Annotated in this window: 17 protein-coding genes; 7 read left to right on the forward strand and 10 right to left on the reverse strand. The window is 43.3% G+C overall.

Going from position 1 to position 19,314, the window contains the following annotated elements; genetic code table 11:
* Positions 1–83 precede the first annotated feature (83 nt).
* The gene (locus AC3CH4_RS15915; protein ID WP_054547064.1) at positions 84–1,010 is read left to right on the forward strand and encodes a LysR substrate-binding domain-containing protein; all 927 of its coding nucleotides are present in this window, start codon (positions 84–86) and stop codon (positions 1,008–1,010) included.
* Positions 1,011–1,068: 58 nt separating this feature from the next.
* Complete coding sequence (locus AC3CH4_RS15920; protein WP_004730185.1) at positions 1,069–1,389, forward strand: heavy metal-binding domain-containing protein; 321 nt, start codon at positions 1,069–1,071, stop codon at positions 1,387–1,389.
* A 185-nt stretch (positions 1,390–1,574) separates the two neighbouring features.
* Here AC3CH4_RS15920 and AC3CH4_RS15925 read toward each other — a convergent pair whose 3' ends face one another.
* Together AC3CH4_RS15925 and AC3CH4_RS15930 are read right to left on the reverse strand one after the other, a co-directional pair.
* Positions 1,575–2,852, reverse strand: coding sequence for a peptidoglycan DD-metalloendopeptidase family protein (locus tag AC3CH4_RS15925; protein WP_488544004.1), 1,278 nt, complete (start codon positions 2,850–2,852; stop codon positions 1,575–1,577).
* A 144-nt stretch (positions 2,853–2,996) separates the two neighbouring features.
* On the reverse strand, positions 2,997–3,836 hold the full coding sequence (locus AC3CH4_RS15930; RefSeq protein ID WP_065205922.1) for a tetratricopeptide repeat protein: 840 nt from the start codon (positions 3,834–3,836) through the stop codon (positions 2,997–2,999).
* Positions 3,837–4,136: 300 nt separating this feature from the next.
* Here AC3CH4_RS15930 and AC3CH4_RS15935 point away from each other — a divergent pair, with 300 nt between their 5' ends.
* The gene (locus tag AC3CH4_RS15935) at positions 4,137–4,628 is read left to right on the forward strand and encodes a cytochrome b (RefSeq protein ID WP_108150412.1); all 492 of its coding nucleotides are present in this window, start codon (positions 4,137–4,139) and stop codon (positions 4,626–4,628) included.
* A 138-nt stretch (positions 4,629–4,766) separates the two neighbouring features.
* Here the strand turns inward: AC3CH4_RS15935 and AC3CH4_RS15940 are convergent, their stop codons facing one another.
* The 7 genes from AC3CH4_RS15940 to AC3CH4_RS15970 all read right to left on the reverse strand — a co-directional run bounded on the left by AC3CH4_RS15940 (position 4,767) and on the right by AC3CH4_RS15970 (position 13,203).
* Entirely contained in the window at positions 4,767–5,201 is a 435-nt protein-coding gene (locus tag AC3CH4_RS15940) for a hypothetical protein (RefSeq protein WP_488544005.1), read from the reverse strand.
* 134 nt (positions 5,202–5,335) lie between these two features.
* Complete coding sequence (locus AC3CH4_RS15945; RefSeq protein WP_054547069.1) at positions 5,336–5,602, reverse strand: hypothetical protein; 267 nt, start codon at positions 5,600–5,602, stop codon at positions 5,336–5,338.
* A 234-nt stretch (positions 5,603–5,836) separates the two neighbouring features.
* Positions 5,837–7,621 carry an ABC transporter ATP-binding protein gene (locus AC3CH4_RS15950; protein WP_488544006.1) on the reverse strand — a complete coding sequence of 595 codons (1,785 nt, stop codon included), beginning with the start codon at positions 7,619–7,621 and terminating at the stop codon, positions 5,837–5,839.
* A complete protein-coding gene (locus AC3CH4_RS15955; RefSeq protein WP_372243522.1) occupies positions 7,615–9,378 on the reverse strand; it encodes an ABC transporter ATP-binding protein in 1,764 nt (587 codons plus the stop codon). The genes AC3CH4_RS15950 and AC3CH4_RS15955 overlap by 7 nt, the downstream gene beginning before the upstream one ends.
* Before the next feature lie 222 nt (positions 9,379–9,600).
* A complete protein-coding gene (locus AC3CH4_RS15960; protein WP_488544007.1) occupies positions 9,601–10,035 on the reverse strand; it encodes a hypothetical protein in 435 nt (144 codons plus the stop codon).
* Between the two features lie 12 nt (positions 10,036–10,047).
* On the reverse strand, positions 10,048–12,159 hold the full coding sequence (locus AC3CH4_RS15965; protein WP_488544008.1) for an LruC domain-containing protein: 2,112 nt from the start codon (positions 12,157–12,159) through the stop codon (positions 10,048–10,050).
* Between the two features lie 525 nt (positions 12,160–12,684).
* On the reverse strand, positions 12,685–13,203 hold the full coding sequence (locus AC3CH4_RS15970; protein WP_017082444.1) for an NUDIX hydrolase: 519 nt from the start codon (positions 13,201–13,203) through the stop codon (positions 12,685–12,687).
* 370 nt (positions 13,204–13,573) lie between these two features.
* On the opposite strand from AC3CH4_RS15970, the gene AC3CH4_RS15975 reads away from it, so the two are divergent.
* Positions 13,574–13,828, forward strand: coding sequence for a putative hemolysin (locus tag AC3CH4_RS15975; RefSeq protein WP_102442190.1), 255 nt, complete (start codon positions 13,574–13,576; stop codon positions 13,826–13,828).
* A gap of 230 nt (positions 13,829–14,058) precedes the next feature.
* On the forward strand, positions 14,059–14,736 hold the full coding sequence (locus AC3CH4_RS15980) for a hypothetical protein (protein WP_171315733.1): 678 nt from the start codon (positions 14,059–14,061) through the stop codon (positions 14,734–14,736).
* A gap of 4 nt (positions 14,737–14,740) precedes the next feature.
* Here the strand turns inward: AC3CH4_RS15980 and AC3CH4_RS15985 are convergent, their stop codons facing one another.
* Positions 14,741–15,619 carry a YdcF family protein gene (locus AC3CH4_RS15985; RefSeq protein WP_488544009.1) on the reverse strand — a complete coding sequence of 293 codons (879 nt, stop codon included), beginning with the start codon at positions 15,617–15,619 and terminating at the stop codon, positions 14,741–14,743.
* Between the two features lie 311 nt (positions 15,620–15,930).
* Between AC3CH4_RS15985 and AC3CH4_RS15990 the strand changes: the two genes are divergently transcribed.
* The gene (locus tag AC3CH4_RS15990; protein ID WP_473577883.1) at positions 15,931–17,301 is read left to right on the forward strand and encodes an L-serine ammonia-lyase; all 1,371 of its coding nucleotides are present in this window, start codon (positions 15,931–15,933) and stop codon (positions 17,299–17,301) included.
* 515 nt (positions 17,302–17,816) lie between these two features.
* Positions 17,817–19,295 carry a peptide MFS transporter gene (locus AC3CH4_RS15995; RefSeq protein ID WP_473577881.1) on the forward strand — a complete coding sequence of 493 codons (1,479 nt, stop codon included), beginning with the start codon at positions 17,817–17,819 and terminating at the stop codon, positions 19,293–19,295.
* The last annotated feature ends 19 nt before the right edge of the window (positions 19,296–19,314 follow it).

Raw genomic sequence — 19,314 nt, forward strand, 5'->3', positions numbered from 1 at the left:
CCTCCTATGACACCTATTTTAGAAGCGTGACGTGATGAAAAATAGCGAGTAATATTAACCATAACTGTAAGGAAAACTTACCAATGAAGAAACTCGTCCCGCTTAAATCCGTTTATGCTTTCATTGCTGTTGCTGAAACCGGCAGCATGACCGACGCTGCTCGAGTGTTGTTTGTCAGTCATTCTGCAGTAAGCCAAGCCATCAAATCACTAGAGCAACTGGTTAATAAACCGCTATTTCAGCGAGTAGGTCGTCGTGTTGTTCTTAATGCCGCCGGTAAGCGATATTATCGAAAGGTCGCGCCCGCACTTGAGCAAGTGATAGAAGCCACCGAAGAGCTTGCCAGAACGCCTAACGATCACCGTATCACTCTTAACATGGTGAACTCACTCGCGATGCACTGGTGGATCCCTCGAGTCCCCGAATTCCAAGCATTTGCTCCCTCACTTGATATCCGTATTTCGACATTAACCGGCCCTTTCGATATCGAACAAGAAGGTGTCGATATTGCCCTCGTACATGGCAAGCCAAACGAGTGGGAACAATATTACAGCGAAAAGCTCGGCGACGATGACCTGGTCTTGGTGTGCAGCCCTGCTCTATTGAAAAACCAGACCGGATTAAACGTCCAGCAACTCGTCAAACAAAACCCGACCATTGGCGTTTTTAACCTCAGGCGACAACACGACTGGCAAGTCTGGTGCGACAATTACCAAATCCCAATGCCCACATTCCATAGCAATCTAACGTTTGATGTCTCTATTCAAGCGGTTCAAGCTGCAATTCGTTCGTTAGGCGTATTGGTTACGCATCGCTTGTTTGTGAAAGATGACATCAGCCATGGGATGCTAGTGGAGTTGGGCGAACCCGTCGCGAATCCACACCAAGATTTCTATTTTGTTTGCCCAAAAAACAAATTAAAACAAGAAAGTGTGCTAAAACTGAGAACATGGTTAAGACATGAGTTCACACGCTCAGAGACATCACTGAGCGATGTTATTCAAGAGTAAGACCAAACTATCAATCCATACAGCGAGTAAAAGCTCATCAAGCTTACAAGAGGCCATTATGATTATTACCACCACTCAATCTGTTGAAGGCAAACGCATTGTCGATTACAAAGGAGTTATCGCCGGAGAGGCCATTCTAGGCGTTAACGTTTTCAAAGATATGTTTTCAGGAATCCGTGACTTTGTTGGTGGGCGTTCTGGCACTTATGAAAAAGAGCTAGAGAAAGCACGTAACTACGCCTTCAAAGAGCTAGAACAAAAAGCCATTGAAGCAGGCGCGAACGCGGTTGTGGGCGTAGATATCGATTACGAGGTACTAGGAACGGGTAATGGCATGCTAATGGTATCGGCGAGCGGCACGGCGGTTGTCGTCGCTTAATCGCCTAGTCGCTCAATCACTTAGTCACTTAGTCACTTAGTCACTTAGTCACTTAGTCACTTAAGATTTCAACACATGAGCACTTAATCTATTAGGATACTGAGCAATCAGGCAGTCTAATGAAAACTCGTTCCAACCCTTTGATGAATAGCCGCCAGAGGGTTAGAACGGTTATAAGCTGATACTTAGCTTGATGTTACTCGTGCAACCTTTTGCCCTGAGAGCATGTCATCAAACGAGGCAACTCTCGCCAAGAATGCACCTTTATTTTCAGGTAAGATAGAACTCGCTAAAGGTAAGTTCGCTTTCATCGAATCCACAGCTCTTCCTCGCACCAGTACTTCAAAATGCAAATGCGGCCCGGTTACGCGACCAGTCGTGCCTGACAACGCAATTTTCTGCCCACGCTTAACCTGTTGCCCCTTCTTAACCAAGAATCGGCTTAAATGCAGATAGCGAGTTTTGTAAACACTGTTATGTTCAATCACTATGTATTTCCCCGCATACGGGTGGTTACGAATAGCAATAACTCGACCGTCACCGGTTGAATAAACTGGCGAACCTACAGGTGTTGCGAAGTCAGTACCATTATGTGGAGATATACGTCCGGTCACTGGGTGCTTACGGTACGGGTTAAATGGCGAAGTAATTCTTCGGAATTGTTTGTCTATTGGGTAGCGATTGAACGCTTGCTCAAGGCTGTTACCCTCTCTGTCGTAGAAGCGTCCATCTGGAGCAAGAAACGCGGCCACTTCCTTACCTCGTAACGTAATCGATATGCCTTGGACCTCTGTTTTTCCTGTTAGATGGTCGCCTGTGTATTGCTCCTTAACCAACACATTAAACTCATCGCCCGCTCTTAACTGCTTTGAGAAGTTAATCTTGTCTCTTAACGTTCGAGTAATATTGGCTATCTGGGCGGTTGTTAATCCCGCTTTGTATGCTGACGTTGAAAAACTGCCATGAACGGTGCCCTTATAGAGCTTTTCTTTCCATTCGCCAGGCATTTCATGGAATTGGTAATTAAAGCTTCCATCATCATTTTTAGTGAAGACAGCTTGCTCTACGAGACTTTCATGGAAAATCAGCTCTACGAGTTGTTTAGAGTCACTATCCAAAAGCAACTCTAGATGATCGCCAGGCTTTATTGTATCGAGCTTCAAAGACTCAAGATCCGCTTCCATCACTTTTTGAACTGTCTCATAAGGCAGTTTCCATGACGAAAATATGTTGCTGAGCGTATCTCCAACCTTCACGAAATAATGAACTTTCATCAACGTTCTTGAGCTTGCCTCTGAATCTGTATATGAGTTTGATGCCCCCTCTTGATGAGTTAATAAATCTTTATAAGGGGTGACTTGAATTGAGATTTCTTCTGGTGCTTCGGATTGAAAATGGAGCAAAACGGAAAGCGAGAATGCACTGATAGCGATCACGATCAGGCCAATAGGGAGGAACTTCATAAAATACTTAGCGGTTATAACAAGGAACTTGGCAAGTGTTATAACATAACAATTAATTCAAAAGAATAAACGAAATGTAAGAAACCGTTCCACAAAAGTTGCCAAAATATGGTGGGCGTGTGAAGCCCACCACCTTATGTGACATTACTCTTCACAAAGCGCTTCAAAACGATCTAAGCCGCGCAGCATCTCAAAGTCTGGCTCTTCAGCTAACAACTCTCTCATTGAACCACTGGCTTCAATAGAACGCTCTAAGTCATCGATAGCCTGACCTTCTGCTCCTAACCTTGCATACGAACAAGCACGTTGATACAAGGCGTGGGCATTTTGGTCATCCACTTCTAACACGCGGTTACATAGGCTCATTGCCCAGTGGTATTCCTGCATATCCATCGCAGCATCCGCTTTATAGGTCAACGCTTCTAAATCACCCGGACGAACCTTCAATATCTCATCGTAAATTTCAATCTTCTGCTCGGCGGTTTGAGCGTTTTGCGCTCTGAGCCATAAATTGTGAATCTCATTGATGATTTCGATTTCTCGGTTGTTCTCTGAGATAATTCTGGTCTTACGCTTAAGATCCCTTTCAAGAACATTGAATTTCTTCTCGTAGTCTTGAGCAATCGAATTAAGTCGCTGGTCAGCCATTTCTTTGGTGGTGTGTTTGAGGTCTTTCAGTGATTGCCAACCAACCAATGCAATAAGAGAAGCAACACCCGCAATAATGTAGAAGAAATACGTGACCGTGACATTGGCATAATTCAATGACTTATCGGCGACTGTAAGCTCACGATCGGTCATCTGAATGGTCAAGCGCCTTTCCAGATCTTGCTGTTCCATTCGCAACTGCTTCAACTCATCTAAGATGTAGCGTTCCATCAATGGTCGGTCTACATACTCTTTCTCTGAGTATTTAACCTCCTCGCTTGCAAAGCTCATGGTCGTGACCAGTGATAACACTGCAATCAATAGGGTTCGAAGCATTTATACATTCCTTATATATTTAATCTTTGTTAACTGTATCTCTTAATCGCAAGACAAGCTAGAAAGTTGGCAATTCTGCCTTCTCCTTATTGGAATTAACACTCTAAAACATCATTGATTATTATAAAACACCTGAAGCAACATCATTAATTTCTAAATTATAAAAATACCGCGTAATACTGTTCTATATAATTAATTCGCGATGCGAATATACCAAGAGTTGATTTATTGCATCGAGATGAATCTTATATTAATAACGATCAGAGCGAGGTTAATTTGAACAATCCACGATACGATTTAATGAGCCGGGTGCTGCACTGGATCATGGCATCTGTCATCATCTATGCAACAGTCGCAGGGTATGTGATGCACTATGTCACCAGTCATCCAGAGCTATTTTCTTTTCTGTCAGTGCTCAACATGTCATTGGCGACCATTGCGACGCCATTATTCGTGGTTCGTTATGTCTGGAGCCACTTCCGGTCATCACCAACCATGCCACTGTCTGTACCTGAAGGGCAAAAATGCGTTGCTAAACTTGCTCACTCCCTGATGTATCTAGTGATGTTTATGGTTTTCAGCACCGGTTATTTGATGCTGAAAGAACCTTATTCGTTATTCTGGTTAGTGATCGTGAATAACCCAATTACCGATCCTGCAATCAACGGCTTCTTTTTCTATTTACATCGTGCCAGTTGTATTGCCCTAGCCTGTTTAGTTGTTCTTCATGTTTGTGCTGCACTTAAACACCACTTTGTCTCTAGGAACTATGTATTGAAGATGATGATTTAAATTTTGGAGGGATATTTAAGTAATATAAGTGATGTTCTCAGTATTCGAGGTAATCATCTGCTTTAAAAAATTCAGCATGGTTTACACAAACAAAAAAGCCATAGCATGTTTCGCTATGGCTTTCTTATTTCAATTTGATTACTTGGTTTGGGTATCAAGCATCACTTGCCAGTATTCACATTTGGCCAAGAACTCTTTTAAATATAGCTCTGGGTTCGCAAGCTTCTCACCGCCTTTAACATCAGCCCCAGTCACTCGCCAAAAGCCACGAGTTACCAAGTTTCGGTGGTAAATAAAATCGTTGAGTTCATTGGCCTTCAAAGGAAGTTGCTCACCAAACGTCTGTTCGTATAGGCTCAGCATAGAGGCTTGCTCACTTGGCTTTTCCCTTAAAAAGGTATCCAAATCCAAGCCTAGTGGCTGCTGTTGTTCCTTTGGCAGTGCTTTAGCTAATTTAGAGATAACACTGAACAGAGCCAACTCAACTTTTTGAGACGCTAATAACGATGCCCCTAAAAGCGCATGTTCATTAGAAATGTGTTGCTCTGTTGATGAAGCGGCTGCTGTTGTCACTGTGTTAACCTCAAATAATCATAACGGGTGTTACTGAACTGGATAGAGCCTTTTCATTACGCTGAATCTTATTCTTGTAATTAAGAAGAATCTTACAGTTAAGCAGAGTCTTGTATCTAAGCAAAGTCTTACAGCTAAGCAGAGTCTTTTAGCAGAACGCGGTCAGCATCAATAATGGTGAAGCCCGATGCATCTTCATTCTTTTCGACTTGCACTAAACCTTTAAAACCAACCTGCGACAACTTCTTCGCAAGGTGATCCGGTGCTGTTTCAAAAACAACATCCATAAAAGGTAAAGACTCAGCATCAACAAAACCATGCTCGTTAAACAGTTCCATTGCTTGAGATAAATGGTCTGAGTCGGTTAATTCGATAATTTCTACAACTTCTTCCAACAACATTTTCGATTCCATATTCGCCAGAAAGTGACTGACACAAGCACTTACGTTTTGCTCGCATACATCCCGATGTACGAAGACACCCCTTTAGTAGTAGGGAGATCATAACATATTAATAATCGAAAAATATGTTTAATTTCCCTAACCTCTTGGGAGTATTAGAAAACAATAGAAACTGGTGAAGCATAGACAAGGCCAATTTATCTCATCGAAAGCAACAGCCTAAATTTGAGGCAATCAGGCTACCGTAACTTGGGAATCGCCCGTTTCGACAATCGATTCATTCAACAACCCTGCGTAAATTCCATTGTATGCCACCAGCTGTTGATGATTACCTTGCTCAACAATTTCACCCTGTTCCAATACCAGAATCGTATCCGAGTGACGAACGGTACTCAAACGGTGCGCAATCGCAATCACGGTTTTTTCCTTAAACAGACGCTGCATCGCTTTTTGGATGAGGTCTTCGGTGATTGAATCTACCGAACTGGTCGCCTCATCAAGCATCATCAATTGACCACCCTGTGCAACCGCTCGTGCGAACGAAATAAGCTGCGTTTGCCCCACAGACAAATTGGAGCCGTTCTTTTCCAAGTGGAAGTCATAACCTTGTGGCAATTGTTCAATAAACTTATCGGCATAAACATAGCGCGCTGCCTGCTCAACCTCAGTTCTAGATAAATGCGTTTTACCCAGCGCGATATTGAATTGGATTGTCTCTTCAAATAAGTGCACGTCTTGCATCATCATTGAGAACAAATGAGCAGAGTCTTCACTAGAGATCTGCGACAGCTCTATTCCATTCAGTAGAATGCTGCCTTCATAGTCTTGGTAGGTTTTAGAGATTAGACGCAGAATTGTCGACTTGCCCGATCCCGTAGAACCCACAAGCGCGATTTGATGCCCTTTCTCCAATACAAACGAAACATTCTTTAGAACGCAGGGAGAGTCGTCTTGGTAACGGAAGCTCACGTTCTTAAACTCCAGGCTCACAAACTGTTCGAGCTGTTTTTCAACCTTGTTAGATGGCAGCAGGTTGCGCCCTTCCTCTTCAGTCGGCTCAACAAACAGCTCTTCAATATGGTCAAACGCTGCAAATGAACTCTGAATCGAAGCAATCTGTGAAGTAAAGTCACGGATCGGAACAAACACTTTTTCTAAAGTGTTGATGAACGCAATCAGCACACCCAAGGTGAGTGCCCCTTCTATCACTTGCTCAGAGCCATACCAGATCATAATTGCGATCGTGATTGAGGTAATGCCCGAGATAAACGAGAACAAAATCGCATCGTATTTATTGATTTTCTTCTGTGCTCTCAGAAACTCATCAGTATAGCCTTGGTAGCGTTGTTCGACTTGTTCTTCGGCTCGATACATCTGAACCGTTTTCATGCCAAATAAGACTTCTTGTAGGAAGCCAATACCGCGAGCCAACGAAGAACGAGTCACCTTATACAAAGCGCGAAGTCGGTTTCTCACATACACCGTCAAGTACATCACTGGCGGCATGATAATCAACACAATCATCGTTAACTGCCAATCAATGAAGAACATCATCACCAACAGAGCAATGGTATTGATGCTGTCTTTAACTAGACCTACAACCGACTGAACAAATGTCTCGCCGATGGTTTCCAAGTCACTGGTTAATCGTGAAAGCGTGACGCCAATCGGTGTGTTATCAAAATAGCTGCGTGGCAATTTAAGCACGCGAGCAAACAACACTGAACGCATGTCGGTTATCGTATATTGACCCGTTTTACGCAGGTTATATGAATAGATAGTATCCACCACATAGCTCGCCACCAGAACTGCGACTAGATAGAAGACGTACTCGAGCAGTCCATCCATATCCCCATGGCTCAGATGTACATCAATCACTTGAATGATCAGCCAAGGAAACAATAAGCTTGTAATGACAGAGAGCGGAAGCATAGCGATGCCCAGAATCGCAGAGCGTTTGTATTTCTTAGCAAACTTAAAAAAGTGCTTGAGGTACTTAAGATCAACACCTTTTAACATGCTGCTGCCTCCGTTTCATTCTGCTGTAACTGCCATGTATCGTAATAGTAATCACATGTTTTCAATAACGTCGCATGGTCACCCTTCGCGATCACTTTACCTTCATTCAACACGATGATTTCGTCCATATATTCAAGGGCATTAACACGGTGTGAAACCACAAGTACCGATTGATTTTCCAAGCGCTTAAACAGGCCTTCCAAAATCTTACGTTCTGTTTCATAGTCGACAGCCGATAGAACGTTATCCATGATGATCAGGTCTGTGGGTTGCAATAAAGCACGCGCAATACTTAAGCGCTGCTTCTGGCCGCCTGACAGCATGATCCCTTTCTCACCGACTAAGGTTTGGTCACCATGCTCAAAACGAGTAACGTCACTCGCCAACTGGCTGAGCTCAAGTACTTCATCAACCTGATTCTTTGACAAGTCAGTATCTAAGCTACCAAAACGAATATTATCCTCGACGGTTGCTGAAAACAGGAAAGGGTCTTGAGTCACGGTTTTTACATAACGGCGCAAGTCACTGCGTGAGAAGCTAGTGATATCCCTTTCGCCAAGGAAAACCGAGCCTTCTGGTACATCCAAATGATGATTCAAGCAGTTCACTAATGTCGTTTTACCCGCTCCGATTCCACCTAGCACACCCACTTTCTTACCAGCAGGAATATCAAAACTGATGTCATCAAGAATCACACGCTCTTCACCCGAATAGCTGAAGCTGAAATTGCGAACGGAAAACGTTTTTCCCCTTAGCGATTCAACATCTAACTCCGTGAGCTTATCTTCATCAAGCTCGGGAACTTTGGCATTAAGAATAGTCTGTGCGCTCTGAATACCTACCATGCCACGCTGATAAATGGTCGCGATTCTGCCAAGCTGCATCAATGGCATAGCGAGTAAAACCGAGTAAGTTAGGAAAGCAGTGATCTCACCGAGGGTTAGCTCTTGTCTCATTAACATGTAGCCACCAAGCCCAAGAATGATGATTTTCATCAAGTCATTGGCGTAATCGAGTACTGGCATAAAGAACACCTGAATACGTGTAATTTTAAGGCGGCACTCAAGCAATAACTGGTTAAGCTTTTCAGTTTCGGCTTTCACCCAAGGTGACATCTGCTGACTCTTAATCAAATCGATCCCAGACAGGTAACTCATTAGCTGAGCAGACAAGTTTTGTAAACGTTTCATGTGCTCTAAATGCAGTATTTTCATACGCTTGAATCCCACACGAAAAATCACAAAAGCGATTGAGATAGGAATGATCGAATACAGTGTGAGTTCTGGCGATATGCGCCACATGTAAAGAGGAGTCAACGACAACGCAAGCAACGCATTGAAGAACTGCAAGAAGCCGACACCAAACAGCAAACGAATGCCACTGAGGTCATTATTGATGATGGAGATCAATCGACCTGAAGCAAAACGTTCATGAAAGCTGCTCGGTAAGCGATTCAGCTTTTGTAGAAGTGTACTCTTTAGTGCTGCTTCAGTAATTCGCCCCGGATTAAGCGCATAGATACGAGACAGAATTCTCACCACCACCATGGCGACAGACATGCCGACTACAACCCAAACATAGCTTTGCAGCTGCTGATGGCCAGTTGAAGAAGCGTCATCAATCAAATCTATCGCCAATTGGATATAACGAGGGATCTCTACTTGTAACCAGTTGACGAGAAAAATGAACACAATCGCTAGTAAGTACGAGGTGCGATTCATGCGCAGATAATGGGCAATAAACTGTCTTTTATTCATAGTATTCTTTGTTTAGGGCAGGCTCACAGCGAGAACTAGCGATATGACCGGGCAGTTGAGCTCGATAGGGTCATCACTGAGCTAAAGATACATTAAAATCACTTAGTTGACAATATCAACCATATTCAATAATTGATTACTGCTATTACATTTTAGCATTGCTAGAAACAACTTTGCCGCCAAAAGTGGCGGCAAATATCTGATTACATGAGAACATTCGTTTTAAAGAACAACGTCTATCTGATTATCATCGATATCGATTGAGCGTTTCACTTCACTTCCCATTGCTGATGGGTACCAAACCTCAACCCAAACTTTCTCCACATGGTTTGGAAGAAGCAGCGTTGTTGAGAAATCAATACCTTCATTGATTGGGCTTCTCAATACTTGCGATGTGTAGTCAGCTACCTCACCATTAAACTCAATGTAGATACTCATAAAACCTCGAGTACTTTGCGAACTTGCTACATCTACGGATACAGTAACCTCTCTCTCCGTCGAAAAATCAAAACCTTCCGGTATCGATAGCTCAACCGATTTCAAAGACTGCGATGCCGACACAGAACTTGGGGATGAAGAGCTACTTCCACCACCGCCACCACAAGCAGTAAGAGAGGCCAAAGTTACACTACTCAGCATTAGTTTAATTGTATTCATAAATCCTCCTGATTAGTCTTCCGTTGACCAAGTTTTGTTGGCGTTAGGGTTTTGGTACCACGTTGGTTTCGAAACACCACCTGATGTAGCCCACTCTGCGAACTCTGGGTAAGCCTCACTGATATCAATATATTCTGACGGGTGGTTCCATGGCGATGAAATTAAGATTCCCCAAGGCATGTTTTGCGTAGTTCGATAGTATTTATCACTAGATGGGTCTGAATCGTCTTGCGCGATGCCATAGAAATCACTCACTAACGTGCCACGAGACGTTGGTGGTAAGTCTGCCGTGTGTATTTCTAAGTCTTTACCCGGAGATGTAACGAAGCTATCACCATGGTATTGACCTTCTCCTGCTCCAAAGATGAATGGGTCGAAGCCACTTAATGGCATCAGTGAACTCACTGTCGGCTCGCTTCCAGAAGCAAACGGTAGAGAAATGCTGAACGTCATTTGGTCAGCTTCTAACGTCGGGCTACAAGAAGGATTAGTGCGGTGGAACATGCACTCACCGTGAATCGGAAGATCATTTTTTAGGTTCAACGAAGCGACAACAACGAGGTCTCCTCCTGGCGATGCAACATTTTTATCCTCACCTGTAAACGGCGAGATATTTACTCGAGTCGCGCCATTCTTTTGCACTCGAGCCGTTTGAAGATCGACATCTGACTCATCGAAGCCATCAAGCTTCCATCCCAGTCCATTACCATAAGAAGCACCGTAGGCCATTATGGTTCCCGTAATATCCATTCGAAGTACTGCGTCATCTTTACTTAAAATGGTAGTGCGGTAGTAAACCACGACGTCATTTAAGTCAAAGTCACCAACTTCTGGCCAATTATCTTCGAAGGCTGCTGTATAGTAATTCGAATGTTGAAGCATTGTGCCAGGATCCGTAACGTTGAACACGTAGTCCTCAACTTCACCATCACCAACATAACCGTCACTAGGGATGTTAGGGCTACTCGCTAAACGGAATCGAGTTTGTACTCCACCAACGGTAGCATAGTCTCCCACTCGAATAGGGACAACTTGGCTTCCATCGACAACAGAATGGTTTTTCAATATCTGCTCGTCATCCTCAAAAGACCCATTCATATCCCAGTCAGCCCAAGCTTGCAGATAACCACTACCAACAACATTGACGTTAATTAAACTGTCTAGGCCGATTTCAAGGTTCGTCAGCAATGCAATACCGTCATCATCATTTCCGCCAACATCCAAATCATCACCGTTTGATGATGCGCCAGGTTGGCCATCAGTATCGGCATCAATGCTAGCGCCTAGGTACAGCGTGGAAGAAATCGCATGCTCAGCACCGTTGCTCGCCTGTAATGTTCCATAGCTATCAGGCGCGTCACCAAAATCAGATTCGTCTGAGCTTTCTATTGGCGTAGTAAATCCAGATAAATCCCAATTACCGTCAAATGCCGAGAAAATCGGGTTAGGGAAACTACTGCTACTACTCGTAACCGTTTCAAATTGTAGAGTAACGATCGAGGTGTTCTTGTAGGTGAATTTTACGGCACCGGATGTGTCAGTTTCGGAATAGTTCGTACCTGGTCCGGTGAATAGCACCGACGTTCCATCGGCACTCTCTTCCACCGTCAAACTCGCGCTAGCACTACCAAGCTGGTAACTGTAGAAACCTTCGCTTTTAAACACTCTGACTTGCTCCGACTGCACGGGTTCGCCATCAATGTCATAACCAATCATGTCAAATTCGGGAAGTGTATAAGGCACTGAGAACGTACCTGAGAGGCCATCTGTACCATCATAAAATTCAAAGGTATAGATTAAGCCTGCAGAGCCCGCTGAGTTAGTTTGGTAAAGAAAACCAATATCTCCTGAAGGCTGCGTCGCGCCAACTTTGTAGTTAGGAGCATGAAACAAAAATGTCGCATCACCAAACACACTACTAGACACTTTGGCGTCTATTGTTTTTCCATCATGTGTTCCGACGTTCAGAAAATGCATGTCAGGCCCATCATAGGTAGGCCCGGCCCAACCACTGCTGCCATTCGTTGATTCAACATGGTTAGAAAAATCCAAATCTACCGTCGCTGCGTAGACAGGAACACTGACCACTGCCGTCATAAGATAAATAACTTGCTTGTATTTCATAGTAAACCTCGACTTCTTCTTCGCATGAGCGATTTCCTTGAAAAGTGTGTGAACTCTGAACGGCAAGTTAAAGATGCGTCTCCGTTAACTCTGAAACAAACTATTCGCATCTTTGTTTATTGTTTTAGTGCCGATAAAGCGAGCTGCTTAATACAAAGAAGCAAAAGAGAAGCCAAGTTTCTAACTATTTGAAAATAATCGTATTACATTGAAAAATAAGACTTATTTTTCAAATTACAAATTACAATCAGGATAAAACGGTCTGTTCTTCAAAATAAGAATCAATTTGAAGAAAGGTTAGTCAACTTGATAAGAGATTAGTCAACTTGAAAGTCTGTTAGATACAGCAACGTTCTATGCTGTTTGGAAACCGGATAAGTTGTTTAAAGGCTGGAGGCGTTTTGCTTAAAACTCAAACTACGATGTGTTTGGTCAAGTAAAAGGGTAGGTATTATTGTTCGTTCATGGCTAGCAAAACTGTTTAAAAAGTATTCTACTTTTAAACAGTCTCGATTTATTAAAAGGCTAAAGCATCTCTTTGGCAATCAAATGCAGCAAAAAGGTTTCACGTTCAATGCTCATGCCCTTCTTAGAGCTCTCAGCCATGGTCTTTTCGTTGTGAGCGATCGCTTCATGGATATTCATCCACATCGGCTTCATCCCGTTTTTCACTTCATAATCTTCGTAAGCCGTTTCACCAAGCTCACGATCGATCTTGCATGAGTAGCAGTAAGAGATCATATGCATCATATCCGCATCGTCTTTATACCAAGGACGGAACTCTTCAAAAATGCCAAACGGCTTAATGCTATGGATATTCTTCGCGCCTGTCTCTTCTTCGAGTTCACGCACCATACCAGCAATCACATCTTCACCTTCATCCAAACCACCACCAGGAATGGTGTAGTCGTGATAACGCTCTGTATAGAGCATCAGAATGTCTTCACCATCTAATACAATGGCGCGGGCAGCATTACGCTTGTATACCGTTTTATTGTCTAGATGATCGATATCAGGGTGGATGGTGGTTTTTAGGTGTCTCATGATTCTGACTGCTCTACTAAATTTGGCGGCATCATATCATAATCATCAATAGATTCGAGGTTCTCCGTACCCCACAAGAACACATACCCTCTGCTTTTGATCGCTGTTCGCCCACGGCTATCGAGTCAAAATAACCATCAAGTAGCGCCTTATTGACGGAGGCCGTTCCTGTTATAACATCAGCTATGTCAGCTTGATCAAGCACTCAAAAAGCACTTAAAAATAGCGAAATATCAACCTATTTCAATATCTTGACCAAATTAGGACAACCTTTTCTGAAATCTAAAATATACTAATTTCATAGAGCTTCTAATCTGGTTCTGTAGAACTTAACGCATTCAATTATAGAGTTATCACATAGGAGATAAACATGAAGAAACTTGGTTTGATGGCTGTATTTGCCGTTGTGTTGGGCGGTTGTGCAAACGACTATGCAGAATATAGCGAAGGCCAACGTGTTTCAGTCGCTAACCCAGCCGCGGTTTATTGTGTTCAACAAGATGGTGAATTAGAAACCGTAACTGAAAACAATCAACGCACCACTTATTGTGTGTTTGATGACGGTGAACGTATCGAGCAATGGGAATACTACCGCAACAACCATGAGCAAAAAGAAGAAAGCTAAACTGCGACATCGTGAACTGATGACGTCACACCTGTAAACGACGTTATTCTGTCACGAATCCCACCTAATCAAATCCTATTACATTACGTAGACTGACCGCTACCAAGCGGCAGTTTACCGTACTCCCACACCAATTGAACGGTGTTTTATTTATGACATTTCCCTGACATAGCGCTAACCGAGGCCGATAGAATGCCTGCCCGTTACAAATATTTACACATCGAATTACTATGAAAAGCCAATCTAAAACCAATGAACAAACTCCAATGTCGTTTGAACTGCCAGAGTTCACCCTTTCCCAATCGACATCTCAAGTGATTTACAAACGATGCCAAACAGCTCTCGTTGTTTTAGCGATAGGCATTGTCGCAAACCTTGCACTTCGAATTGATTTTGTATTGCTAAATGGCAATGTTGGTGAGGTCTCGGCGACCGAGATGCTGCAACAGTTACTGCTTATCGTGACATCTGGCTCTTTTGCTTATTTAGCAAGAGAGAGGCGCGAAGTTAAGCACGCAGCTCTTCTTATCAGCGCATTCTTCGCAGTGTTGTTCATTCGTGAAATGGATTTTTGGTTCGACAAGATCGTACATGGTGCATGGGTTGTCCCTGCCCTATTGGTTGCTGGCAGTGCAATTTTCTATGCGATTAAGAATGGTAAAAGAACCATTGATCAGCTTGCGCTTATTCTTGCTTCCCCACACATGAACTTACTCGTTACTGGCGTAATGCTACTGTTGGTGTTCTCTCGTCTATTTGGCATGGGCAGCTTTTGGCACAATGTTATGGGCGATGATTATGTGCGCGTGGTTAAAAACATCGCAGAAGAAGGCACTGAACTTTTGGCTTACTGCCTGATTGCGTTTGCGAGCTTAAAGACCGTTATTGGCATCACGAGAAAGAAATAAAGATCTATCGCCACCAGCGATGTGTGTGATCCGATTCTGGGTCTAAATAACGATTCAATAAAGTCAGGTTAGTATCGAGTAATGCTAGGTACTCCCTGACTTTTTGTATGTCGGTACCCACTGAAGTCTGCTGGATACAGCGCTCCAATACTGGGAGTAAGGTGTCGACGATGTCAAAATGAGGCGCCCCCTCTACTAACGCCTTTACCGCTATCAGTGCCTCCAACGACAGTCTTTTAGGCTCCCCCCTAACTAACTCCAAATCTCGCTTGAATGTGCCCGCAGAAACACCTTCAAGATAAACTCGATAGGTTGTCAGCACATCCATCAACAGAAACAATTGCCCTTGAGTATTTTGATGAGGATATGGCACCGCAACATGAGCTTCTAGCTGAGGATCGACTTGTAGTTCCACCCCAAGTGCAGAGCACTTCTCAACCAAAACCTTAAGCAAGCCTTGTTCGTCCATTAGTGATTGGATCTCGAAAATACGTTGTAAATGGTAGTCATTCGAAACAAACGTCACCTTCACACTCTGCCCACGGGTAAACAGTCCACTTTCAATCATCTCTGAAGCTAAGTTCTGAATGTTCTCAACCGTATTTGTCGAGTTCTGCTCAAGCAAAATCGCCCCAAAGGAAAACGGATATTCTCGCTGGCTTTCCAGAATTCGAAAATACTGGTGCATTGCATCCGCTTCAGAGGTGGTTTGACCTTTTGTCACCCCGCCACAAAATGCAACACCCGTTTTCTGAATAGGCTCTTCTGCCAAAGGCCCCGCCAGATACTCCACCAAAGCATCAACTCGACTGATGCCTTCATCAGTCAATTTATTCCCATTAAGTCGCTTACCTAGCACAATAAGGAGGTGATTAATGCTCATTTTATGTTCAAGTCTCGTTTTAGTGATTAGATGGAGTGAATTATGTATACAATAGTTCTTAACAAAAGTATTTTTAAATTCCTAAATGTAGCTCGCAATAATGCTCACTATTGATAGCAACATCTTATGGTACACAAGAATCAACGTGCAGCTATATAAAGCAAAAATAGCACGGTCTTGTATTTCATCGAACTACACGCTTGTTAACATTAATCTCATTGAAAGAATACGCTCACTCAAAGAAGTGAGGTTAACAAAAGATATACTTTAACCAGAGTTCGTTCATCGAACCGTCTTCACAGGAAGTTACTATGCTGTCTATTTTTGATATCTACAAAATTGGGGTTGGCCCGTCCAGCTCCCACACAAATGGACCAATGATCGCTGGGTTTAACTTTACCCAAAAAATTAATGCTCAGCTTAAGCAAGTGAAGCGTATTCAAATCGACTTATATGGCTCGTTATCATTGACGGGTATTGGTCACCACACAGACAGAGCAACTTTGTTAGGTTTGCTCGGTAATCGCCCCGACACCATTAAGATTACCAGTGCTAACCAAGCAATGCGTAAAGCGATTGAAGATAAATCTCTACTGGTTAGCGGTAACCATGAAATTCACTTCGATGTAGAAAGCGACTTACTCTTCCATAAAACTAATCTTCCGCTTCATGAAAATGGCATGACCATCTCTGCCTTTGACGCAAGCGGTAGTCTTCTAGATATGGAAACGTACTACTCGATTGGTGGTGGCTTTATCGCAACCGCTGATGAGCTACAAAACGGCAAGCAAGAAGCAGAAACACAAGTCGAGTTCCCTTTTTCTTCTGCCGACCAATTACTTGAATTGTCAGAACAGCAAGGGCTTAGCCTTGGTGGCTTAATCCTGCGCAATGAAGTGTCTTTTCAAGGCATGGACGTGATTGACCAAAAAGCTGACCAAATTTGGAAGGTGATGTCTCTGTGCATGCAGCGTGGCTTTGACACCGAAGGTATTCTTGATGGCGGTTTAGAAGTGACGCGTCGAGCGCCTGCTCTTTTGAAAAAGCTTGAGGCGAATGCTTCGATTGAAAACGATCCAATGGAGATCATGGATTGGATTAACCTGTTTGCCTTTGCTGTAAGCGAAGAAAACGCAGCGGGTGGCCAAGTGGTAACATCTCCAACCAATGGTGCGGCTGGCGTTATTCCTGCGGTATTAATGTACTACCATCGTTTCATTAAAGAGCTAGACACCAAGCAGTTGAAAGACTTTTTAGCAGTCTCTGGCGCTATTGGCATCTTGTACAAAACCAACGCTTCAATTTCTGGAGCAGAAGTAGGTTGTCAGGGTGAGGTCGGCGTATCTTCATCAATGGCTGCTGCTGGCTTAACCGCTTTGCGCGGTGGCAGCAACGAGCAAATCTGTATCGCAGCTGAAATCGCAATGGAGCACTCTCTAGGCATGACATGCGATCCGATCGGTGGGCTTGTTCAGGTACCGTGTATTGAACGTAACGCTATGGGTGCAATGAAAGCCATCAACGCATCACGTATGGCGCTAAAACGTACCAGCAAGTGCCTTATCTCGTTAGACAAGGTTATCGCAACCATGTACCAAACAGGTAAAGACATGAACAAGAAGTACCGTGAAACGTCTTTAGGTGGTTTAGCGGTGATCCACATGGCGCCACCGTGTGAATAGCTAGTTGCGGTGACCAATTAGATGTAGTGACCAGTTAGATGCGGTGACTAGTTAGATGCGGTGAATAGTCGAGATAAAGAGAATAGTTGAAACGCAATACATCGTTGACACGCACGACGAGAAATCGCCTCACTCAGAACCGTTATTGTAAACTTAGTTTTCGGTATCCGTACAAAAGCCAGCCACCAAGCTGGCTTTTTTATTGGCTAAAATCCAACAGCCAATTGAAAGTGATACTCACTTGAACATTTTACAAGATGACCAATGTTAACTTTTCCTTTATCCGTTCATTACTTAGCCACAAATGAAGGTAGCTAAATTTCTCACAGTTATGCATCTATTATCAAAATCTAACATTGCAAATTTCATTCATGAGAAATATCAATGCACTCATAAGAAAAGGTATATCGAGTAAAGTTCTGTTTGGGATGCATGTTTCATTTTATGTATTGCTAGTGATGGTATTATAATTAGGTTATTACACTACATCTTAATACTAATGTGAGAATAAAATAATGTGGAATAGATTAAACAAATCAATGATGTTCTGCCAAATGATGTTTGGACTTTCGTTCTATGGCGTCATGGTGATCTTGACTCGTTTCTTCCTTGAAGATCTTAACTACAATGAAGCCGACACAATGATGGTTGTTGGTGCTTTCTCTGCAATCGGACCGCTATTTGCTATTGCAGGTGGCTTCATCGCCGACAAATTTTTAGGCGCATACCGATCGTTGACCATTGCCTTTCTAGGGTTCGCAAGTGGTTATGCTCTACTGGTACTCGGTGCCGCGGCGACCAATGTTCCAATGGCATTATGTGGTATTGCTTTAGCGAGTTATGCGCGTGGTTTGATGTCCCCTTCTTACCCAAGTCTTTACAAACGCACGTTCAAAACTCAGGAAGATTTCGAAAACTGCTACCCTATCAACTACTCAGTCAACAATATTGGTGCGCTTTTAGGCCAGTACTTGTTCCCGATGCTAGTGCTTGTTGTTGGTTTCCACGGTGGCTTCCTTCTTTCAGCTGCTCTAGCAGGTGCCGCACTTCTGATGATGCTCTTTGTTCGCAAAGGCCTTGTTGAAGCAAGTGCTGAAATCGACCAAAAACCAGTAAGCACTAAACACTGGGCTGCATTCCTTGGCCTTTCAGCTGCAATGATTGGTTTGGTATTCTTCATGTTTTCTAACATGGATATCGGCCAGAACATCGTGTACGCAATTGGTGGTGCAGCGATCATCTACTTTGTCTCTTTGATGATGAAATCGAAGAAGTCAGACATGCTGAAAATGGGCACGATCTTAATCATCACATTCCTGACGACATGTTTCTTCGTGTACTACGGTCAAATGATGACATCGATGACAATGGTTGCAATCAACACAATGCGTGGCGATCTATTCGGTTTCATCCCTGTAGCACCTGAAGCGTCGATGGCAATGAACCCACTTTGGTGTATGGTTGCAGGCCCTATCATTACGGGCATCTTCTCTAAACTAGAAAAGAAAAACATTCATTTCTCTACCGCAACCAAAGTAGGTTTCTCTTTCATTCTGACGGCGATCGCTTTCGGTATCTTAACGATGGCAGTAACGACCGTTGGTGAAGATATTCTGATTCGCCCAGAAGTGTTCCTAGCAATCCACTTCTTCCTAGCATTTGGTGAGGTTATTGTTGGTTCTATGGTTGTAGCATTCATTCTGTCTGTTGCACCTAAGCACATCGAGAACTTTTCAGTAAGCTTATTCTCTGTCGCAATCGCACTATCAGGCATTGTTGGTGCTGTATTCTCAACGTCTATTGCACTTGAGAAAGGCCAAGAGATCACACAAGAGATCGTTCAAACGGTTTACGGTGATTACTTCCAACTATTAACTATCCTAGCGGTAGTAATGGTGGGTATCGCAATGGCAGCATCGTTCGTTATTCGTAAGATGCTAGACGCAGCGAAAGCCGCTGATGAAACGATTGAACTAGAGCAAGCAAACAGCTAATTCTGCTCACGTTAAATAG

Source organism: Vibrio sp. QJM3NY_26 (genome assembly GCF_057786005.1).